18 protein-coding genes, 1 other RNA gene and 1 other annotated feature are annotated in these 20,627 nt (G+C 37.5%); all 19 genes read right to left on the reverse strand.

From position 1 onward, the window contains the following. Positions 1-171: 171 nt before the first annotated feature. The 19 genes from B1A77_RS08185 to B1A77_RS08275 all read right to left on the reverse strand — a co-directional run bounded on the left by B1A77_RS08185 (position 172) and on the right by B1A77_RS08275 (position 20,489). Positions 172-789 (reverse strand): Type 1 glutamine amidotransferase-like domain-containing protein, encoded by a 618-nt coding sequence (locus B1A77_RS08185; RefSeq protein WP_077708466.1) that lies wholly within the window; start codon positions 787-789, stop codon positions 172-174. A 192-nt stretch (positions 790-981) separates the two neighbouring features. Beyond that, positions 982-1,323, reverse strand: a transfer-messenger RNA (tmRNA) gene (gene ssrA, locus B1A77_RS08190). A gap of 175 nt (positions 1,324-1,498) precedes the next feature. Then, a complete protein-coding gene (gene bioF, locus B1A77_RS08195; protein WP_077708467.1) occupies positions 1,499-2,659 on the reverse strand; it encodes an 8-amino-7-oxononanoate synthase in 1,161 nt (386 codons plus the stop codon). Positions 2,660-2,663: 4 nt separating this feature from the next. Continuing rightward, the gene (locus B1A77_RS08200; RefSeq protein ID WP_004695984.1) at positions 2,664-3,392 is read right to left on the reverse strand and encodes a 6-carboxyhexanoate--CoA ligase; all 729 of its coding nucleotides are present in this window, start codon (positions 3,390-3,392) and stop codon (positions 2,664-2,666) included. After that, positions 3,392-3,892, reverse strand: a complete 501-nt coding sequence (locus B1A77_RS08205) for a hypothetical protein (RefSeq protein WP_004695986.1) — start codon at positions 3,890-3,892, stop codon at positions 3,392-3,394. Before B1A77_RS08205 ends, B1A77_RS08200 begins: the two co-directional genes overlap by 1 nt. A 154-nt stretch (positions 3,893-4,046) precedes the next feature. Next, positions 4,047-4,517, reverse strand: a complete 471-nt coding sequence (smpB, locus tag B1A77_RS08210) for an SsrA-binding protein SmpB (RefSeq protein ID WP_004695987.1) — start codon at positions 4,515-4,517, stop codon at positions 4,047-4,049. Between the two features lie 8 nt (positions 4,518-4,525). After that, positions 4,526-6,889 (reverse strand): ribonuclease R, encoded by a 2,364-nt coding sequence (gene rnr / locus B1A77_RS08215; RefSeq protein ID WP_008714023.1) that lies wholly within the window; start codon positions 6,887-6,889, stop codon positions 4,526-4,528. 58 nt (positions 6,890-6,947) lie between these two features. Further along, positions 6,948-7,184: a preprotein translocase subunit SecG gene (secG, locus tag B1A77_RS08220; protein WP_004695991.1), complete on the reverse strand. Its 237-nt coding sequence runs from the start codon at positions 7,182-7,184 to the stop codon at positions 6,948-6,950. Between the two features lie 5 nt (positions 7,185-7,189). Beyond that, entirely contained in the window at positions 7,190-7,864 is a 675-nt protein-coding gene (sigH, locus tag B1A77_RS08225) for an RNA polymerase sporulation sigma factor SigH (protein WP_004695993.1), read from the reverse strand. 73 nt (positions 7,865-7,937) lie between these two features. Continuing rightward, positions 7,938-8,471 carry an NYN domain-containing protein gene (locus tag B1A77_RS08230; RefSeq protein ID WP_004695995.1) on the reverse strand — a complete coding sequence of 178 codons (534 nt, stop codon included), beginning with the start codon at positions 8,469-8,471 and terminating at the stop codon, positions 7,938-7,940. 2 nt (positions 8,472-8,473) lie between these two features. Further along, entirely contained in the window at positions 8,474-9,205 is a 732-nt protein-coding gene (gene rlmB, locus B1A77_RS08235; RefSeq protein ID WP_004695997.1) for a 23S rRNA (guanosine(2251)-2'-O)-methyltransferase RlmB, read from the reverse strand. 1 nt (position 9,206) lies between these two features. Further along, positions 9,207-9,683 (reverse strand): Mini-ribonuclease 3, encoded by a 477-nt coding sequence (locus tag B1A77_RS08240; protein WP_008714027.1) that lies wholly within the window; start codon positions 9,681-9,683, stop codon positions 9,207-9,209. Then, positions 9,673-11,121, reverse strand: coding sequence for a cysteine--tRNA ligase (cysS, locus tag B1A77_RS08245; RefSeq protein WP_004696001.1), 1,449 nt, complete (start codon positions 11,119-11,121; stop codon positions 9,673-9,675). Before cysS ends, B1A77_RS08240 begins: the two co-directional genes overlap by 11 nt. Before the next feature lie 49 nt (positions 11,122-11,170). Further along, positions 11,171-11,377: a binding site (T-box leader), on the reverse strand. A 239-nt stretch (positions 11,378-11,616) separates the two neighbouring features. Then, complete coding sequence (locus tag B1A77_RS08250; protein ID WP_229055774.1) at positions 11,617-12,570, reverse strand: bile acid:sodium symporter family protein; 954 nt, start codon at positions 12,568-12,570, stop codon at positions 11,617-11,619. 136 nt (positions 12,571-12,706) lie between these two features. Beyond that, positions 12,707-14,176 carry a glutamate--tRNA ligase gene (gltX, locus tag B1A77_RS08255; RefSeq protein WP_008714033.1) on the reverse strand — a complete coding sequence of 490 codons (1,470 nt, stop codon included), beginning with the start codon at positions 14,174-14,176 and terminating at the stop codon, positions 12,707-12,709. A gap of 2 nt (positions 14,177-14,178) precedes the next feature. Next, positions 14,179-15,354 (reverse strand): bifunctional 2-C-methyl-D-erythritol 4-phosphate cytidylyltransferase/2-C-methyl-D-erythritol 2,4-cyclodiphosphate synthase, encoded by a 1,176-nt coding sequence (locus tag B1A77_RS08260; RefSeq protein WP_077708469.1) that lies wholly within the window; start codon positions 15,352-15,354, stop codon positions 14,179-14,181. After that, entirely contained in the window at positions 15,338-16,489 is a 1,152-nt protein-coding gene (locus B1A77_RS08265; protein WP_004696009.1) for a PIN/TRAM domain-containing protein, read from the reverse strand. Before B1A77_RS08265 ends, B1A77_RS08260 begins: the two co-directional genes overlap by 17 nt. 15 nt (positions 16,490-16,504) lie before the next feature. Continuing rightward, the gene (gene radA / locus B1A77_RS08270) at positions 16,505-17,878 is read right to left on the reverse strand and encodes a DNA repair protein RadA (protein WP_077708470.1); all 1,374 of its coding nucleotides are present in this window, start codon (positions 17,876-17,878) and stop codon (positions 16,505-16,507) included. A 163-nt stretch (positions 17,879-18,041) separates the two neighbouring features. Further along, positions 18,042-20,489: an ATP-dependent Clp protease ATP-binding subunit gene (locus tag B1A77_RS08275; protein ID WP_077708471.1), complete on the reverse strand. Its 2,448-nt coding sequence runs from the start codon at positions 20,487-20,489 to the stop codon at positions 18,042-18,044. Positions 20,490-20,627: the final 138 nt, after the last annotated feature.

The raw sequence follows: 20,627 nt of genomic DNA on the forward strand, positions 1-20,627 counted from the left end.
TTATATAGATAAAGTCAATTTTTCCGATACCCCTCTACCTTTGTAGAACATAGATAAAATCTGATTAAACCCACATATATTGTATACAACAAAAATGTTAAAAACTATTGACATTTTATATTCAATATGAACTTAAATAGTTTTAGAATTATAAAACTATATATTACTAGTTTACTTTTTTTCAGTTAATACCGTATAACCATGATCCTCAACTAAGATTACTTCATTATTGTTTATCGGCACTAATGGTATCTTATCTTGATAAGTATCTAATGTTTTCTGAGCAGTCTCTTCAAATGGATATTCCCCTATATGAGGTAAAACATAATGATTAAATACATTTACACCCATATAATCATCTAATTCAGATGCTATACTTTTATCATCCATTATCTGATTATATTCAATATTTTCAGACATAATAATTGCGCCAGCAGATTCACCAATATATAATAAGCCTTCTTTGATTCTTTCATAAAGTAGGCCTATAAGATTTTTCTTTTTCAGCTCTTGTAATAGATAAAATGTGTTACCACCAGATATACAGATACATTCAGTCTTTGAAAGTTTATTCTTTAAATAATCTTCATCATATTTAGAAATATCAATAATTACCAATTCATATCCTAAAGACTTTAACATCTCAACACCTTCATCAATATATCCAGTATATGGTTCAACATTTCCAGCAGTAGGAATAAAAATTATTTTATTTGAAACCATTTTTGAAAGATACTTTTTTGTTATACTTTTTGCTCCTGCTAAATATGACATAAGTAAAATTTCCATGTCTTATCACCTCTAAGATTCTTTATTTAAATTAATATGAAAATTTTATGTTTAATATACAAAAAACCGCCTAAGAATCTACCTAGACGGTTTTAAAACCATTTAATCGGCTGTTCTATATCAATTATAGCCGAATAATCACAAATTTATCTGTAAGCGCAGACTTATTTCTTAAAATGTACGCTTCTATTTTGGTGGAGATGAGGGGAGTCGAACCCCTGTCCAAAAGTGTTGCCATATAGACTTCTCCGAGCACAGTCTATGATTTAAGTCTCAGGTTGCTATCGCTCACAGACAAGCTACACAACCCCAGTTCATATTGTCTCGCCTAATTCATATGAACAACTAAATTAGACCAGCCTACTGTTTGACGTCCATTCACACTTGGTAGGCACAAGTATGAGGGACGTAGCTTATGCAGCTAATGCAAAATTTTCTTCTGCGTTTAAATGTTTTCCCACCGTTTAACGGCCTCATGGAACGCCGACTCGCTATCTATACCACACGCACCCCTGTCGAAACCTTTACATCCCCGTGCGTCGGTTTAATAATTATAAGCCTATTTGGTATTACTGTCAATTGTATGAAACCTTTACAGTTCAGATATATTCACTCTTCTTAGACTACTCGATTTATCTAATATAGACTAATTAACCAATCAATTTAGGATTCTTTTAATACTGTCTTTATTTAGATATATTATCTACTATCATGAGTCTAATTGCTTCAAAGCATTATGCAGTGATTGGCACACATAATCAATTTGTTCTTTATTATGAGCAGCTGTAACGGTTAAACGAATTCTACTTTCACCAACAGGAACTGTAGGCGGACGTATCGCTGTACCTATAATTCCAGCATTGTATAAATAATTTGATACTGTTAGAGTATCCTCATTACTACCGATAAGTATTGGGAAAATTGGAGTATCATTCGTAGCATATATTCCTATAGAATTTAAGCAATCTGCCATATAGTTCACATTATTTTGTAGTCGCCTTAAAACAGATGTATCAGACTCAAGAATATGCAACGCAGCCAGGGCTGCCCCTATGTCAGCAGGAGATAATGCAGTGGAGAATATAAAGCTACGACTCATATTCACAAGATAATCAATGATGGTGCTATTAGCAGCTACATAGCCGCCAACAGAACCTAACGATTTGCTCAATGTACCTAGCTGAATATCCACTTCTTTCTCGAGACCATAATAAGCAGCCGTTCCATGACCGCTACCAATGGTCCCCGTCGCATGAGCATCGTCTACCATAAGTAAAGCATTATACTCACGGCTAACCTCGTAAAGCTTATCTAATGGGGCTATATCGCCATCCATGCTAAAGACCCCATCTGTGACAATGAGCTTACGTGCATTACGATCTACTTGTTTAAGTAAAAACTTTAACTCCTCTACATCACAGTGACTATAGGCTTTTACAGTAGCCTTACTCAATCTACAACCATCAATAATACTAGCATGGTTTAATTCATCGCTAAAAATGGTCATATTTTTATCTGCTATGGCAGAAATAGTACCTACATTTGCCATGTAACCCGTATTAAAGACGAGAGCTTTTTCTGTATTCTTAAATTTTGCTAGTTCTCTTTCAAGATCTGTAAACAAGGGAAATGTACCGGATACCAGACGCGATCCACCTGATCCAGTACCATATTGTTGAGCTCCCTTAATGGCCCCCTCTATTACACGTTCATCAAAAGTAAGACCTAAATAATTATTTGACGCCATCATCAAATATTCTTTATCATTTCTTTTAACACGTACTGCGTCTATAGGGCAATATTCCGTTAATGTACGCAAATTTAGGTTATTGATTTTATTATTTAATTGCTCTTGGAAGAATTTATACATACAATCACCGCTGAACAAGTACTGGTGCTTTTTCCAAATACTTGATTACACAGTCCACATCAGTATTTGGTTTAACAAAAAATACACGCCCTCCTAGATTAGATCCAAATTCTTTCATGCTAGGAATTCGATGGTAAATATCATTGCAAGCAACATAGCCTACTGTGTAATCAGGATCATCAGACCAACATAATTCACCTACAATCCCCTCTGCAGATTGCACTTTAGAAGCCAATACTAAGGCCTCTCTCATATGTTCATTTTCCCCTAGTTTTTCAGAGTCAAAGGAGTCCATATGACTCACGCGAACACCACGGTTACCAGAATCTATGCGCTCACCAGAAATTGCATCAACCAACATAGCACCTCGCATAGATGAATCTAAACCTTCTAATAGAAAAATAGCATGTTTAACAGCAGTTTCACTAATATCAGCGCCCTGTAAAAGTTCAACAGCTAATTGATGTGCCTCGGCAACAGTATTCGCCAAATGTTCATTTACCTTTAAACATTCTATATATGTAATTGTTTCTGCAGGAATTAAGTCCACTGTAATATTAATAAAATCAGCTGTCCCCTTACTATGATGCAGCGCTCGTTCGGCTAAAGACTGGGCAATAGATCCAACTTGATTTAAGGTCACAATGCGTTCTGCGCCAGAAATATGGTGGCCCCCGTTTTCATGGGGACCACCTTGAGCCGCGCGCATACGCACACTATATAATTCGTCCATTATGATACCTTACCTTTAACTACATTACTTTGAGGTACTTGGTTGTGAATTTTATAGAATACTTTCACAAATACTGGTGCCATAATTACTGTAAAGATCATACCTGGAACTGCGAGAGCTATCATCGGTAATGCAGCCTTACCAACGTATAAAGACAAAGATAATCGCGCTAAAGCAGATGCAATTGGACCAGAAACCATAATACCTATCATGTGATTATGGCAGATCCAAAGGATTAGTCCCACAATGAGCCGGAATTGCATAGCAATCATAACATTTAAAATGGTTTGAGTACCTAATGCTAAGCCTATTAGACTAGATAAACAACCACTTATAATATACTTTTTAAATCCGAATACGGCACATATCGCTACCGCCAACGGGGCTGATAATTGAAACTCTATACCTGGAATGACATTAGGTATTTTAATAGCCCCTAATACAGTAATCATGGCAGTTAAAATAGCAACCTCTGTAATGTACCGAATGTTCTGATTCATAATGTATCTCCTCTACTTAGAAAATGTCAACTACAAACATCTCTTATTGTTTACATTATAAATTCTCACTGTATTTTTATCAACCACTAAAAATAACATAGTTAACAAATATACAAAAAGAACCAAGCCATATCGACTTGATTCCTTATAATTCTTAATATTTTTGTTGCTCTTTAATTCGCTTAGCAATATCGCGCTTGGCATCACGTTCCGCCATATCTTGACGCTTGTCATAAAGTTTCTTACCAGTTACTAGACCCACAGTAACCTTTACATAACCGTGACTAAAATGAAAGTTTAGCGGCACTAAAGAAAATCCTTTTTCCTTAACTTGAGCATGTAACTTATTGATTTCAGATTTATGCATCAATAACTTGCGTGTCCGCTCCGGTTCATGGTTAAAACGATTACCTTGTTCATACGGACTGATATGTACACCATACAATAAAATTTCCCCTTTATCTATACGACAAAAGCTGTCCTTAAGATTAAGCTTACCTTGACGAATAGACTTTATTTCAGTTCCTGTTAAAGCAATACCAGCTTCATAGGTTTCATGAATATGAAAATCATGACGCGCCTTACGATTGTCAGCAATAAGCGATGGGCTAGATTTCTTTGCCATATTCTCCTCTATCGTTTACGTTTACTTTTAGATTTTTTAGATTGACTACGTTTTGTAGCTTTATTTGACTTCTTGCGACTCGATTTACCTTTTTTAGATTTTTTACTGAAAGCATCATATCTAGAACGCCCAGCTTTTGAATCATCTCGTTTAGAAGTTTTTCTACCGTTTTTTCGGGATGACTTTCGCCCCTTTAGATTTCCAAAACCATCACGACTAGTAGCATAGTCAGAGCCACTACTCAATTGTTCTTGGATAGCCATCAGATTATCTACTTCACCAAGAACAAAATCGATTTGTTTCTTTTCTACATCGGCTTTTACAAGTGTAACAGTAACCTTTTCACCTAAGTGATAGGTTTTACCTGTCCGCTTACCAACAAGAACAAAATGTTCTTCGTCAAAGAAATAATAATCGTCGTTCATCATGCTAATATGCACGAGACCGTCGATACCATTCTCTAACTCTACGAACATGCCAAAGGAGGTTATGCTCGCAATAGTGCCTTCAAAAACTTCGCCTACAAATGGAACCATGTATTGAGTCTTCTTTAGATCAGTAGTTTCTCGTTCTGCCTCGGTTGCCACTTGTTCTTGTATGGAAGAATGTTCCACAGCACCAGCTAAGAAAGCTTCATCTACATCTCGTTTAGAGTATCCACCCTTCCAGTGCATATCCGCTTTTAAAAGTCGATGTACCATCAAATCCGGATAACGTCTAATGGGAGATGTAAAATGCGTATAGCAAGTGGATGCTAACCCAAAATGGCCGACGTTTTCAATGCTATATTTCGCTTGCTGCATAGAACGTAAGGTCATAATTTGAGCCACTTGCTCAATATCTTGTCCCTTCACTACATCAAGGATTTTTTGGAAATCTCGTGGTGTTACACCATCAGCACTAAGGACAAGAGTTTGACCTAAATAATGTAATACCTTTTGGAATAAATCCAATTTTTCTTCACTAGGATGTTCATGAATACGATATACCGATGTACGTTGAGTATCCTTTAAATGCGTAGCTACCGTCTCATTAGCAATGAGCATACATTCTTCGATAAGCCGCTCTGCCATAGTTCGATCGCGTTTTACGATACGCAACGGTGTACCATCGAGATCAAGTAATACCTTATATTCCGGAAAATCAAAGTCTAATGCCCCTCTACGACGACGCATACGATTTAAAATCTTAGAAATTTCTGCTAAGTCACGAAGCATAGGAATAAAATCTACTAAATCGTCAGGAACAATGTTTTCCTCTAACGCTTTATAAACTTCTTTATAGCTGCAACGACGTCCTACATGGATAATAGACGGACGAATACGATAATTAACAACTGTACCTGAATCATCAATTTCCATCATACACGTCATAGCATAGCGATCTTCGTGGGCATTTAAACTACAAATACCATTCGATAATACCTCTGGTAACATTGGTACTACGCGGTCCACTAAGTAAACTGAAGTCCCCCGCTTGTATGCTTCATTGTCAATAGGCTGGCCTGAAGTAACATAATGACTAACATCCGCAATGTGTACGCCTAGCTCATAATTACCATTTGGTAATTTACGACCACTTACAGCATCGTCAAGATCTTTTGCATCTTCTCCATCGATAGTTACCATTTGTAAGGCTCTAAGATCCCACCGCTTCGGATCTTCATGAACAATAGTATCTATCTTCTCACTTGCCTCAATTACCTCTTTAGGGAATGCAAAAGGAATCTTATGATTAGCCATAATACAGTTGATGTCTAGGCCTACATCCCCCTTATAACCTAAAATTTCTGTTATAATTCCTTCAGGTTTTTTATTGCCTTCAGGCCATTTTGTAATTTTTACTAGTACCTTAGCTCCACTCCGAGCATCTAAAGTATCTTTTAAATCTACAAAAATATCTGTTCCAATACGTTCATCATCTGGTACAACAAAGCCGAAGTGTTGTTGTCTGTCGTAAGTACCAACTATGGTTTCATTAGCACGCTCAATAACATCAACGATGATGCCTTCACGTTTATGTTTTGTATAATCTGATGGTACAATACGAACACGTACCTTATCATTATGCATAGCAGTTCCTTTATTTTGTTCTGCTACATAAATATCTTCATCATCCAGCATAATAACAAATCCATAAGATTTACGATATCCTTTGTAGATACCTTCATATTCTTCATGCTGTTGATCTTCATATCGGTATACATCTGGTCGAGATGAAGTTAATACGCCTTCACGGGCGAGCATTTTCGCAGATCGAATAAACATTTCAAGATCTTTGCCACCTCGAATACGATTATCCATTGCTGCATCCTCAATATGGTATGCATGTGGTTGTATAGATTTATAAAAGTCCAATACCTTCTTCTTCAAGTCTGCACCCCCTTATTAGGATGAAAAAAGAAAAAGCCTGCAAAGCAGGCTTTCATCATTAGAATTGATTAATCATTGCCCCTAACACTAAGCTCAACACAGCAAAGATAATCCCCAATATAATCGTACATTTAGATAAGAAAGCATCTAAACCGCGTTGCTTACCACCAAAAGAAGAGTCTGCCGCACCAGAAACAGCACCGCCCATGCCTGCATTTTTGCTATTTTGTGCAACAACTACTACAATTAATAAAATAGATACGATTACTTCTACAATCATTAAGAAATTTGTCACGACTGTCATCCTTCCTGTGATGCTCGATGCGAGCCCAATACACGATGTTCTAAATACTTCTCTAATTTACGTTTTACCCTTTGTAGCGCATTATCAATAGATTTAACACTACGATCTGTGACCTCAGCCATTTCTTGATAGGAACGTCCATCAAGGTATCCTTCCAAGACTTCCCATTCGAGATCACTTAAAATATGACCAATATTGTGCTCAATATCATCTAGTTCCTCTTGACTGATAATGAGGTCTTCAGGATTTGTAATCTTTGTTGAAGATAGCATTTCAATCAATGTACGCTCAGAGTCCTCTGTATACACCGGTTTATTTAAGGATATATAGGAGTTCAAAGGCGCATGTTTTTGTCTTGTAGCCGATTTAATAGCTGTAATAATTTGTCTAGTTATACAAAGTTCTGCAAAAGCTCTAAAAGACGCTAATTTATCATGTTTAAAATCTCGCGTCGCCTTATAGAGTCCAATCATCCCTTCTTGGATGATATCCTCTCGGTCGGCACCTACCAAAAAATAGGAGCGAGCCTTAGCTCTTACAAAGTTCTTATATTTATTAACAATATAATCGATTGCAAACTCATTTTGCTCTTCCTGAGCTATGACCACAACTTGCTCATCGGTCATTTCCTTGAAATTGTAATCGGACTTGCGTGTATGAATCATTTTCATAAGCTCCTCCTTACAATTGAGCGAGAAAAACCAATATATTTATTATACTGGAACGGTATATGATTTTCAACTATCAATGACCTCGACGCAATTTCTCAAGCTTTTCAGCAACTTCAGGAGATAATAAACCTCCCACTTCATTACGACGCACTGAAAATTGATCACGTCTATGTTCATGAGCATATTGAAGTCGTTCTTCTTCCTTAGCAATACGAATCATATTTTGCAACTCACGAGCAGGAATGCGCAACCCGCCAGAGCCTAGAATTTGATTCTGTTCTGCCCCATCGGAGGTTACAACATATACATTAGTATATTTGCCTTTACGTAAAAATACCTCTCGTTCAATAAAGGAATCCGCCGTTTCTCCATCCTCAGTATACACTTCGATAAATCCACTTGTAATAGATTCAATGGAACCTCCAGATTTTGTATACTTACCATCAAATACAAGGATTACTTCGTAACCCTTAAATTTACCATAGTTCAACAATCTATCTCGAAGCTCCATTCTCGCATGTTCTAAAGACTCATGAGCCAATTTTTTCAAATGAGTCCAAGCAAAAATAACATTATAGCCGTCTACAATTAAAATATCTTTTAGCATGATTATTTCGCCTGGCGTTGACGTACCGCCTCATACATAAGAACTGCAGCTGCAACAGATGCATTCAAAGAATTCAAATTTCCATACATAGGAATTGTTACAAGGAAATCACAAGCTTCTTTTACAACGCGACTAATCCCCTTACCTTCATTACCAATGACTATAACCGTAGGAATTGTCATATCTGCTTCATACAAGGTACGATCACCTTCCATATGAGCCCCCATTACCCAAAATCCTTGTTTTTGAAGTTGTTTAATGGTTTGCACTACATTGCCAATTTGTACAAGTGGAATTTGTTCAATAGCTCCAGCAGATGTCTTTGCAACAGTAGCATTAATAGGCGCATTATGTCGTTTAGGAATGAGTACAGCCGTAGCTCCCGCACATTCAGCAGTACGAATGATAGCTCCCATATTATGTGGGTCTTCAACCCCATCCGTTAAGATGAGTAAAGGAACCTCATGTGTCGTTTCTTGTAATACCTCGCCCAATTCTTTAAATTGAACGGCCGATACAAGAGCTATAACCCCTTGATGTGGTACCTCTAAATCGTACTTATTCATCTGTTTAACTGGTGTTGGTCTAACTTCAATACCTTGAGATTTAGCAAGATTTACAATATCAGCTAACCCTGTTTTTACCTTATCTTCACTGACCAGAATACGTTGAATAGAACGGCCACTTTTAAGGGCTTCTTTAACCGCATTGCGACCTACAATATAATTATCCATACTACATACCTCGTAGAGTTATAGAAAAGGCTTGCCCCAAGATATGCTGTAAGCGCTCATCTTGGCGCGTTTCATAAAGAAATCCTAGTACTGCTTCAAAGGCCGTACTACTGCGATATTCTTGAACAGTACTATTTTTAGGCACGTTTACATTACTATTTCTAGCACGGCGTGCAATAGCTTGTTCATCTTCTGTGAAAGTATTTTCTATTTCTAGCAATACTTTTGCCTGTGATTTAGCACAAATAAATTCAGTAACGATAGTATGTAAGATCTGTACTTTTGTAATATTCATTTGTACTACGCGTTCGCGCACATACATGGAGTATACTGCATCACCGATATAAGCTAGCATAACTGCATCGGCACTTAGGCACTCCTCTATTGTTCGTTTGCGCAAACGAAGCGGCTCTTCTTCAAGAGCCGTTAGTTTCTTTATCGCTTCATTCTTTAAGAATTGAAATTGTTTAAACTTCACGTTTTTTCCACCGTGCACCTTGAGGAGAGTCCTCAATGGTAATACCAATCTCAGCTAATCGATCGCGGATACAATCAGCTAATGCCCATTGTTTTTGCTCGCGACAAGCTTGACGTACAGAAAGAATAACTTGCATTAATTCTTCATATTCAGCAGCATTAGCACCCGTATTGCCTTCCCAAGCTTTTTCAAGAACACCAATAACATCTGTCATAAATTTGAAGATTCGTTTCACTTCAGCAATTGCCTCTTGGCAAACAACGCCTTCTCTACTTGTTACAGCTTGATAGTAGATATTAATTTCTTTTGCAAGACCGAACATACTAGAAGTTGCTAAAGCAGTGTTGAAATCATCACTCATAGCATCCTCAAATTCTTCTTCGTATGCTTTCGCTTTTTCTAATAAGCGTTGAGCTTCATCACATGAGCCTGGCTCACATTTTTCAAGGTAAAGAAGGTTTTCAATAGCTGTGCTTAACCGTTCCAAAGATTTATTAGCTTCTTCTAGACGCTCATCAGAGAAATCTAATGGGCTACGGTAATGCGTGCTCAATAAGAAGTAACGCAATGCATCAGGACTATATTGTTCTAAAATATCTTTTACCAAGAAGAAATTATTCAAGGACTTAGACATTTTTTCAGAATTAATAGTGATAAAACCATTGTGCAACCAGTAGCGCACTGCTGGATGTTGACCAGAGCAACCTTCTGATTGAGCAATTTCATTTTCATGATGAGGGAAAATCAAATCGCTACCACCACCGTGGAAGTCAAATTCTGTGCCTAAATATTTTTGGCTCATAGCAGAACATTCAATGTGCCACCCTGGACGACCATTCCCCCATGGGCTTTCCCAATAAGGTTCACCAGGTTTTGCTGCTTTCCACAAAGCAAAGTCCATAGGATTCTTCTTACGACCATCTACTTCAATACGTGCGCCTGCTTCCATATCGTCTAATGTACGACCAGATAACTCACCGTAATGTTCAAATTTCTCCACACTATAATATACATCGCCATCGAGTTCATAGGCGTAGCCCTTGTCAATCAATGTTTGAATCATAGCAATGATATCATCAATATGTGTAGATACACGTGGATAAATGTCTGCACGTTGTACACCTAACGCATCCATTACTTCAAAATAACTATCGATATAGCGGTTTGCAATGGTATCCCAAGAGACACCTTCACCATTAGAAGTGTTGATGATTTTATCATCCACATCAGTAAAGTTTTGTACATATGTTACTTTATAGCCTACATGTTTCATATAGCGACGAATTACGTCCCAAGTCACGAAAGGACGAGCATTGCCAATATGAGGATGATTGTATGGTGTGACACCACATACGTACATTTTTGCCTCACCTGGTGTTACAGGATTAAAAACCTCTTTTTGGCGCGTCATAGTATTATAAACAGTAATTTCTCTCATCGTTACCGATGCCTCCAATTTTGTAAAATAAAAAAGACCTCTCATCTCATACAGAGACGATGGTCCGCGGTTCCACTCTGTTAGGTACCAATAGCGATACCCACTCATCGCATAACGGTGCGTCGCCGGACAAACCTACCTATAATCGGAGTGTCAGCTCGTGAATGCATTTCATCTACCTATCCATGAACCCTCCCACCATCGGTTCTCGCTAAAAAGTTAGTTGTAGAGTACTTCTTTCAGTCTCAGCTATTAAAATAATCTATATTCATATATAAAAATATTTTACCAATAAAGCTATAGAATGTCAATATTTACAAGAAAGATCCCCATCTTTCATAGGCAGCTATTCACATATCATAATAGGTATTTTAAATAGCTTAATTAGAAAGATGAGGATATATAATCAGAATATTAAATTACTATTATCATTCATAACAATAGCTTTTATAGTACACAAGTAATAATAATGTCATTACATCAAATCAATTAATATTAAGCATTTTCTAATTTATCTTGATCATCATGTTTACGGCAAATACCTGCAAAAATAGATCCTGTAAAGTTATGAATGATGGAGAATACTGCACCTGCTACCGCAGCTTGTGGTGTAAAGTGTTTTAGTGCTAAAGATACGGATAATGCAGAATTTTGCATAGCCACTTCGATTTGCATAGCACGACGAGAAGACACATCAATACTGAGAGCTTTACATACAAAGTATGTCACAACATAACCACTCAAATTTTGTACTAAACACGCTACAAAAATAATGAAACCGGTTTCGGCAATTTGCTTTTGGTTAACTGCAGTTACAGCTGCCAAGATAAGCAATACCGCGATAGCTGCAATGGTTGGACATACAGATTTTACAGGTTCAATTTTTGCGCCAATAAAGTAATTCAATACAATCCCCAAAATAATTGGTACTAACACGATTTTTACAATAGATATAAACATTGGCATAAATTGAATTTCAATAGAAGATGTTGCACCTGCATATAATACGACAAATAAAGGCGTTAAAATAGGTGCCAATAATGTGGATACAGTTGTTGCTGATACGGATAAGGGAACATTACCATTTGCAAGGAAGGTCATTACATTAGAAGCAGTACCACCAGGACATGCACCCAACAAGATAAAACCAATCCCAACTTCTGGAGGAAAATTAAATGCTAAGGCTACTAAGAAACCTGCCAATGGCATCCATAAGAATTGGATTACGGATACGAGAATAACCTTCATTGGTTGCTTAAATACATCAATAAAGACTTGAGCCGTTAATGTTAACCCCATCGCAAACATAACAAACTGTAGCATGTAAGCAATATAAGGAGTCATCCAAGAAAATACTGCAGGTAGCATATATGCTAAAACAGCCATCAATAGTACTATCCAGGATAGATAACTATTGAATAAGTGATTAATAGAACGAATAACACTCATAAAAACACTCGCTTTCATAATAAATCAAAATTTAATACGCCGATTATTATAGCATTTCTATAGAATATTAACAACATATACAAAAGGAGTTCACATAACACCTGTTACGTGAACTCCTTTGATTAATTGATCAAATTTATTTTGTTAATGCACCTACATTATCTAAACGATGTAAGCACTTTTCTTTACCAAGTAATGTAACAATATTATTCAAATCCGGGCCATGCATTTGACCTGTTAAAGCTACACGGATTGGCATAAATACGAATTTACCTTTTAAAGAGGTTTCTTTCATTACGGCCTTGATTGTTGCTTTTACAACTTCAGGTGTAATTTCATCAAGTTCAGCCAATGCATTCCGGAAAGCGCCGAGAACTGTTGGAGCTGTTTCTTCATTCAATACAGCACGCAACTCCTCTTCATGCCCCTCTTCAAGGAATACTGTTTCGCCCATAAACAAGCCTACATGATCTTTAATTTGAGCACCATAGCTAATATGATCACGGAATGTAGAGCATAATAATGTCAACCAATCAATATCAGCTTGATTCAAGCTATCTGGAGCTAAACCAACCTCTTTCAAATGCGGTAAACAAAGATGGAATAACTCTTCATCACTCAAATTCTTCATATAGTGGAAATTTATATGGTTCAATTTATCAATATCAAACACAGCAGGATTTTTCGCTACCCGATCCATAGAGAAAGCCTGAATTAATTCATCTTGTGTGAAGAATTCTTCTTCACCTTCAGGAGCCCAACCAAGAAGTGCCAAGAAGTTTACAAGTGCTTCTGGCAAGTACCCTAATTGTTTGTATTGTTCAACAGAGGTAGCACCATGACGTTTGGACATTTTTTTGTAATCTTTACCAAGAATCAAAGAAATATGACCAAACTTAGGGACCTCCCAACCAAGAGCTTCATAGATAGCCATTTGGCGAGGTGTATTGGATAGATGTTCCTCTGCACGAATAACGTGAGTAATCCCCATCATATGATCGTCCATTACTACAGCAAAGTTATATACAGGAATACCATCGGATTTAACGATAACGAAGTCACCTACACCATTGGACTCAAAGGATACATGCCCACGTACCATATCATCAAAAGCGTATGTTTTATTCAACGGTACACGCAAACGAATTGTAGGTTTACGACCTTCAGCAATGTATTTAGCCTTTGTCTCTTCATCTAAGTGTTCACAATGACCGTTGTATTTTGGTGTTTCCCCACGATCCATTTGATCTTGACGCACCGCATCTAACTCTTCAGGTGTGCAGTAACACTCATAAGCTTTACCTTCATCCAATAAGCGTTGTGTTACTTCTTTATATAAATCAAGACGTTCTGTTTGACGGTAAGGACCATTATTACCACCTACATCAATGCCTTCATCCCAGTTCATGCCAAGCCATTGTAAGGAAGCTTTAATATTCTCTTCACTTTCACGTGTAGAACGAGCTAAATCTGTATCTTCAATGCGCAATACAAATGTGCCTTTTTCCTTACGTGCTAATAACCAGTTAAATAAAGCAGAACGAGCACCACCAATATGGAATGGACCCGTAGGGCTTGGAGCAAAACGAACTTTCATGGAACTCATGATTAAATCTCTCCTTCATATACAGAAACGACAGCTTGTGCAGCAATGCCTTCGCGGCGACCAATAGCCCCTAGCATTTCATTTGTTGTCGCTTTAATACTAATACGATCTAATGGTATCTCTAAAATAGACTGTAAATTAGACTTCATCATATCGATGTGAGGTTTTAATTTAGGTGTCTCAGAAATAACCATAATATCAATATTATAGGCTTGTAACCCACGTTCTTTCAATAAGAAATTTACTTTTTCTAGTAAAAGCATGCTAGAAATCCCTTTATACTGGTCGTCTTCAGGTGGAAAATAGTATCCAATATCCCGTAAACCAGCGGCACCTAGCATGGCATCCATCAATGCATGAATGAGAACATCTGCATCGGAGTGACCATCAGGACCAAGGTCAGACTCGATATGAACACCACCTAAGATACAAGGACGCCCTGCTTTTAATTGATGAATATCATAACCAAATCCAACGCGCATACGCTTATCCTCAATTCCTAAATATCGTTTTGCTACTGCAATATCATTAGGTGTGGTCACCTTAATATTACAATAGTCTCCACTTACTATATGTACAGGCTTACCTAAATACTCGACGAGGGACACATCATCAGTGCCTAAATATTTTTCGTCATGAGCCTTTTGATGGGCCTCTTTAAATAGATCTTTTTGAAAGCCTTGTGGTGTTTGAATTTGGTATAACTCACTGCGTTTCAAGGTTTCTATTACGGTATGCTCTGTATTAACCCGTTTAATCGTATCCGTAGCAGGGACACCTACAGTAGCAGCTCTATATTCTATTGCGGCCCTAACAACAGAATCAAACAGTTTAGTTGATGCTAATGGACGCGCTCCATCATGAACTAGCACAATATTACTATCTTCTGATACAGCTTTGAGACCATATGCCACAGAATCTTGACGTTCTCTTCCACCAAATACTATCTTTACAGGAATATGCAAATCCAACCCTTGAATATGGTTAGACATATATTCTTGTTCGCCTTCAGCTACAACAAGAATAATTTCTTTTAAACCTTCAATCTTTTCTACATTTTGTATGGTACGTTGAATAATAGAATGTCCCCCTAAAGGAATAAATATCTTATTTTCTTTGTATCCCATACGGCGACCAGCACCTGCAGCGAGAACGATACAACTAATTGCCTTGCCCATTTTGTCCTCCATCTACACGAGCAAAAATCATCCGTCCTGCACTCGTTTGTAATATGGATGTAACCATAACCTCTACATTTTGACCAACATAAGGCTTACCATCCTCTACGACAATCATCGTGCCATCGTCGAGATAAGCCACACCTTGGTGTACTTCCTTACCTTCTTTCATGATTTGAACGCGAATCCATTCTCCAGCGATTAGAGCAGGTTTTAATACATTTGCCAATTCATTAAGGTTAAGCACTTCAATACCTTGTACACGAGCCACCTTATTCAAGTTAAAGTCATTAGTCATCAATTTCCACTGCTTATCTAAAGCAAGTCGCATAAGTTTTGAATCAACCTCTACAAGATCATCATAATCATCTTCAACAACTTCTATAGCTACCTTATTGGCATCTTGCATATCCTTCAAAATATCAAGGCCACGTCGGCCACGGTTGCGTTTCGTAGCATCCGCAGAGTCAGAAATTACCTGTAACTCATTTAATACAAATAGTGGCACCATAAGAGGGCCTTCAATGAAGCCCGTAGCACATAGTTCTTTGATACGACCGTCAATGATAACTGAAGTATCTAGTAATTTTGGCGTACTAGAGGATTTATCTAATTTATGAGTTGAAAACATTTTAAAACGACTTGTTTTTTTAGTGCTATCTCCTCCCCATTGTTGTACGTAATTATTGTACATTTCGGGGCCTTTACGAGCCATGATTTTAAGTCCACTATATCCAAAAATAGCACTCAAAATTATAGGAATATAAGGTCCTATAATAGGTACTTGATTGAATGCAACACCAATTAGATTTGCAATAATAAGGCCGAATAATAAACCGATGGTGCCTGCAATCAATTCTTGATTTGGAATATGAGTAAGAATACGCTCTAATCTTTTAGCAATTACTAAACCTTGTTTCAGAATAAATGATGAAATCAGATAACCAATAACAAGGCCTAATAGAGTACCTACGATTAATACTGCAATACGTGCAATTGTTAATGACATGTCCCCAAAAGATTCAAATTGAGAAACCAAATATGGGTCAATAATAGGTGCTAAGCTATCCATTCCCACGTAGGCTGCTGTACCTACTAAAATGGCTATTACATAGCGTAAAATCCGATAAATCATGAAATCACCCCCTAATTATGAAAATACGAGCTGCATCGCCTCTTGTATAGATTTGACACCTCTAATTTTGATAGAACTATCATTATCCTTGATTTGTTTATAGTTGCCTTCAGGAATAATAAACTTTTTAAAACCTAATTTCTTGGCTTCATTTATACGCTGTTCAATGCGAGGAATACTGCGAACATTACCAGTTAAGCCTACTTCACCTAAAATTACCATATCTGTTGGAACGATTCGATTTTTCAGATTTGACACAATGGCAACCGCCATAGATAAATCACAAGCAGGTTCATTTACCTTGAGACCACCGATGACATTTACATACACGTCTTTATTACCTAATGTAAAGCTACAGCGTTTTTCTAAGACTGCTAATAATACAATTAATCGGTTAAGATCATAACCAATCGCCGTACGTCTAGGCATACCAAAGGCCGTAGTAACGACCAAGCTTTGTACCTCTACTAAGATGGGCCGAACCCCTTCGAGGTAAATCATAACAGCACTGCCACTTTCTTCATCGGAACGCTCTGCCAAGAGAGAAGCAGATGGATTGGACAATTCCTGTAACCCTTTCTCTACCATGGCAAAAATGCCTGTTTCTGATGTAGAACCAAAACGGTTTTTAATGGACCGTAATATACGGAATTGATAAGAACGCTCCCCTTCAAAGTAAAGCACTACATCTACCATATGCTCTAACATACGAGGCCCTGCAATATTGCCTTCCTTTGTTACATGACCAATGATTACAGTAGGTATATTTCGTTCTTTACAGAAGCGAAGTAGACGAGATGTGCATTCACGAACTTGACTAACACTGCCTGGCGCAGCATCTATATCTCCAGTATACATAGTTTGTATAGAGTCAATGACTAGTAAGGAAGGAGTCATTGCTTCAGCTTGCTCCAATATATGATCTAGATCAGTATCTGCAATAACTTGTAACCATTCACTATTAATATGCAGTCGTTCTGCTCGAAGTTTAAGTTGTAACTGAGACTCTTCACCAGATGCATAAAGAACTGCTCCTACTGTATCGGCTATCTTCTGGGATACTTGTAGTAACAGAGTAGATTTACCAATACCAGGATCACCACCTAAAAGCATTAGAGCACCAGGCACTATGCCACCACCTAATACACGATCAATTTCACCAAAGGTTGTAGATACGCGTGCAATAGAAGAAATTTCGATATCTGGCAAGGCGGTAGGCTTCGCCGTTTGATTTCCAACACCTCGAGAAGGTGTTCGACTATGTTTAGTTTCTTTAATTATTTCTTCAACTAATGTATTCCATTCTCCACATTGTGGACAACGGCCCATCCACTTAGAGGATTCAGCCCCACAATTTTGACAAAAGAATACAGATTTTGCTTTTGCCATAACACCTCAATACATTTAAAAAGAAAGATCATGAATGATAACCATTCATGACCTTTTATGCATAATTTTACTACATGGTTAACTATCATCATTCTATAGTATACCATTTAACTTATATTTTTTATATGAAAGGTAGTCATCAACTGTATAATTTGTATTTTTATCATATTGATACAACAAGATCGTTATCCTTTGCATCTGCTTTAATAATTTTGCCTTCTTTTGCATCTCCTTTCAAAATAAGATCGGACACTGGGTCCTCAATTAAACGTTGAATAGCACGTTTTAATGGTCGAGCCCCCATTGTAAAATCAGAGCCTTCCTTAACAAGTAATTGCATAGCCTCAGGAGCGATTTCTAATTGTAAATCACGCTCTTCAAGGCGTTTTGTAACATCACTCATCAAGATAGTTACAATTTCTTTTAAGTCCTCTTCTGTTAATGGATGGAATACAATCATTTCATCGATACGGTTTAAAAACTCAGGTCTAAAATGACGTTTCACCGCATCCATTACCGATTTCTTAGCCTCTTTAAAATCAATTTCTTTATTTTCATCTACATTAGAATCAGACTTTTTAGCTGCTAAGAAACCAAGTTCTGGCGAGTTCTTATGTAAAGCTTTAGCACCTAAGTTACTTGTCATGATAATAACTGTATTTCTGAAATCAACAGTTCTACCTTGGCTATCAGTAAGACGACCATCATCAAGAACTTGTAACAAGATATTAAAGAAATCTGCATGTGCTTTCTCTACTTCATCGAGGAGAATAACGCTATATGGTTTACGACGTACCGCATCTGTTAATTGGCCACCTTCTTCATAGCCTACATAACCTGGAGGGGCACCGACTAAGCGAGACACAGTATGTTTTTCCATATATTCAGACATATCAAGTCGAATCATAGCAGATTCATCGCCGAACAAGGAGGATGCAAGCGCTCTTGCTAGCTCAGTTTTCCCTACACCAGTTGGCCCAAGGAACAAGAATGAACCAATAGGCCGTTTTGGGTCTTTTAATCCAGCCCTTGCACGGCGTACAGCTTTAGCTACAGCAGTAACAGCCTCATCTTGACCTACTACGCGTTTATGAAGTTCTTCTTCCAAATGTAGTAAGGTTGCAGACTCTTCTTCTGTAATTTTAGCCACTGGAATGCCTGTCCATTGCGCTACTACAGCAGCTATGTCGTCTTCTGTTACTATTAATTTTTGATCGCTTTTTTCTTTAGCGATAGATTTTTTATCACCAATTTCTTTTAATAGTAATTGTTCTTCATCGCGAAGCTTTGCAGCCTTTTCAAAATCTTGAGACGTAACAGCAGCTTCTTTTTCTTTCTTAACTGTATTGAGTTGATTCTCTAATGCTTTAACATCAGGTGCTGCAGAAAATACTTTCATACGAACCTTAGATGCAGCTTCATCGACTACATCGATAGCCTTATCAGGCAAGAATCGATCTGTAATATATCGGCTAGATAAAGACACAGCTGCTGTTAATGCCTCATCTGTGATCTTAGCCTTATGGAAAGCTTCATACCGGTCTCTTAATCCCTTTAAAATTTCAAGAGCATCCTCTTCGTTAGGCTCTCCTACTTGAACAGGTTGAAAACGACGCTCTAAAGCAGCATCTTTTTCTATATGTTTCTTATATTCATCAAGTGTTGTGGCACCGATAACTTGGAATTCACCTCGTGCCAAAGCAGGCTTTAAGATATTAGCTGCATCCATAGCGCCTTCAGTAGCACCTGCCCCAACCAATGTATGAATTTCATCTATAAAGATAATCATATCATCATGTTGTTGTACTTCATCAATGGCTTTTTTCAACCGTTCTTCAAATTCACCACGGTACTTGGCACCCGCTAACATAGAACCAATACTAAGAGAAATAATGCGTTTATTACGTAAAATCTCCGGTACATTACCAGTCACAATACGCTGTGCCAAGCCTTCGGCAATAGCTGTTTTACCTACACCTGGTTCACCAATAAGAACAGGATTATTTTTAGTTCTACGGCTGAGAATTTGAATGACTCGTTGAATCTCCGTATCGCGGCCAATAACAGGATCAATCTTACCTTGTTTAGCAGACTCATTAAGATCAGTTGCAAAATCTGACAGCTCACCTAAATCATTATTGCTATTTATTCCCTCTTGACCACCATTGTTGCTACCTTTATTCGAGCCAAGAATACTACGAATTGCTTCTACTACATCATTACTACGTATATTCATAGCTCGTAAAATAGCAACTGCAACACCGCTACCATCGCTAAGTAGGCCCAATAGAATATGCTCAGTACCAACGTAATTGTGATTCATTTGATTTGCTACTTGAATGGCAAGCTCAAGCACATGTTTAACGCGAGGTGTCATATATATTGACGTTGCTTTTTTATTACCACGTCCTACATGTTCTTCTACAGCTTCAAAAATATCTTCTGTAACAAGGCCAAGCTCTTCTAAAGCTTTAGCTGCTACACCATTTTTAACCTTTGTAAGGCCGATGAGTACGTGTTCAGTACCGACATAGTCATGTCCTAACTCCAAAGCAGCCTCTTGAGCTAACGAAAGAACACGCTGTGCATCGTCTGTAAACCGTTGCATCATAATATCACCTCATCTATCTATGTAAATTGTAATTATTTCTTTTCAAATATATATAAACAATGGTGAAATAACCATTGGAATATAAAAATATTATTAAACTCTATTAATCTATTATGCTATCTAGTATTAATATTTACT

This window comes from Veillonella parvula, from assembly GCF_002005185.1.
GTDB classification, from domain to species: Bacteria; Bacillota; Negativicutes; order Veillonellales; family Veillonellaceae; genus Veillonella; species Veillonella parvula_M.

Bases quoted from the DNA above. Each gene is read 5' to 3' on its own strand.
- rlmB (WP_004695997.1), bottom strand. From the start codon at position 9,205: ATGGATAATTATATTGTAGGTCGCAATGCGGTTAAAGAAGCCCTTAAA.
- B1A77_RS08205 (WP_004695986.1), bottom strand. From the start codon at position 3,892: ATGAATCAGAACATTCGGTACATTACAGAGGTTGCTATTTTAACTGCC.
- B1A77_RS08275 (WP_077708471.1), bottom strand. From the start codon at position 20,489: ATGATGCAACGGTTTACAGACGATGCACAGCGTGTTCTTTCGTTAGCT.
- B1A77_RS08265 (WP_004696009.1), bottom strand. From the start codon at position 16,489: ATGATTTATCGGATTTTACGCTATGTAATAGCCATTTTAGTAGGTACA.
- B1A77_RS08250 (WP_229055774.1), bottom strand. From the start codon at position 12,570: ATGAGTGTTATTCGTTCTATTAATCACTTATTCAATAGTTATCTATCC.
- cysS (WP_004696001.1), bottom strand. From the start codon at position 11,121: ATGAGAGAAATTACTGTTTATAATACTATGACGCGCCAAAAAGAGGTT.
- bioF (WP_077708467.1), bottom strand. From the start codon at position 2,659: ATGTATAAATTCTTCCAAGAGCAATTAAATAATAAAATCAATAACCTA.
- B1A77_RS08185 (WP_077708466.1), bottom strand. From the start codon at position 789: ATGGAAATTTTACTTATGTCATATTTAGCAGGAGCAAAAAGTATAACA.
- radA (WP_077708470.1), bottom strand. From the start codon at position 17,878: ATGGCAAAAGCAAAATCTGTATTCTTTTGTCAAAATTGTGGGGCTGAA.
- gltX (WP_008714033.1), bottom strand. From the start codon at position 14,176: ATGAGTTCCATGAAAGTTCGTTTTGCTCCAAGCCCTACGGGTCCATTC.
- B1A77_RS08260 (WP_077708469.1), bottom strand. From the start codon at position 15,354: ATGGGCAAGGCAATTAGTTGTATCGTTCTCGCTGCAGGTGCTGGTCGC.
- sigH (WP_004695993.1), bottom strand. From the start codon at position 7,864: ATGAAAATGATTCATACACGCAAGTCCGATTACAATTTCAAGGAAATG.
- B1A77_RS08200 (WP_004695984.1), bottom strand. From the start codon at position 3,392: ATGGACGAATTATATAGTGTGCGTATGCGCGCGGCTCAAGGTGGTCCC.
- B1A77_RS08230 (WP_004695995.1), bottom strand. From the start codon at position 8,471: ATGCTAAAAGATATTTTAATTGTAGACGGCTATAATGTTATTTTTGCT.
- smpB (WP_004695987.1), bottom strand. From the start codon at position 4,517: ATGGCAAAGAAATCTAGCCCATCGCTTATTGCTGACAATCGTAAGGCG.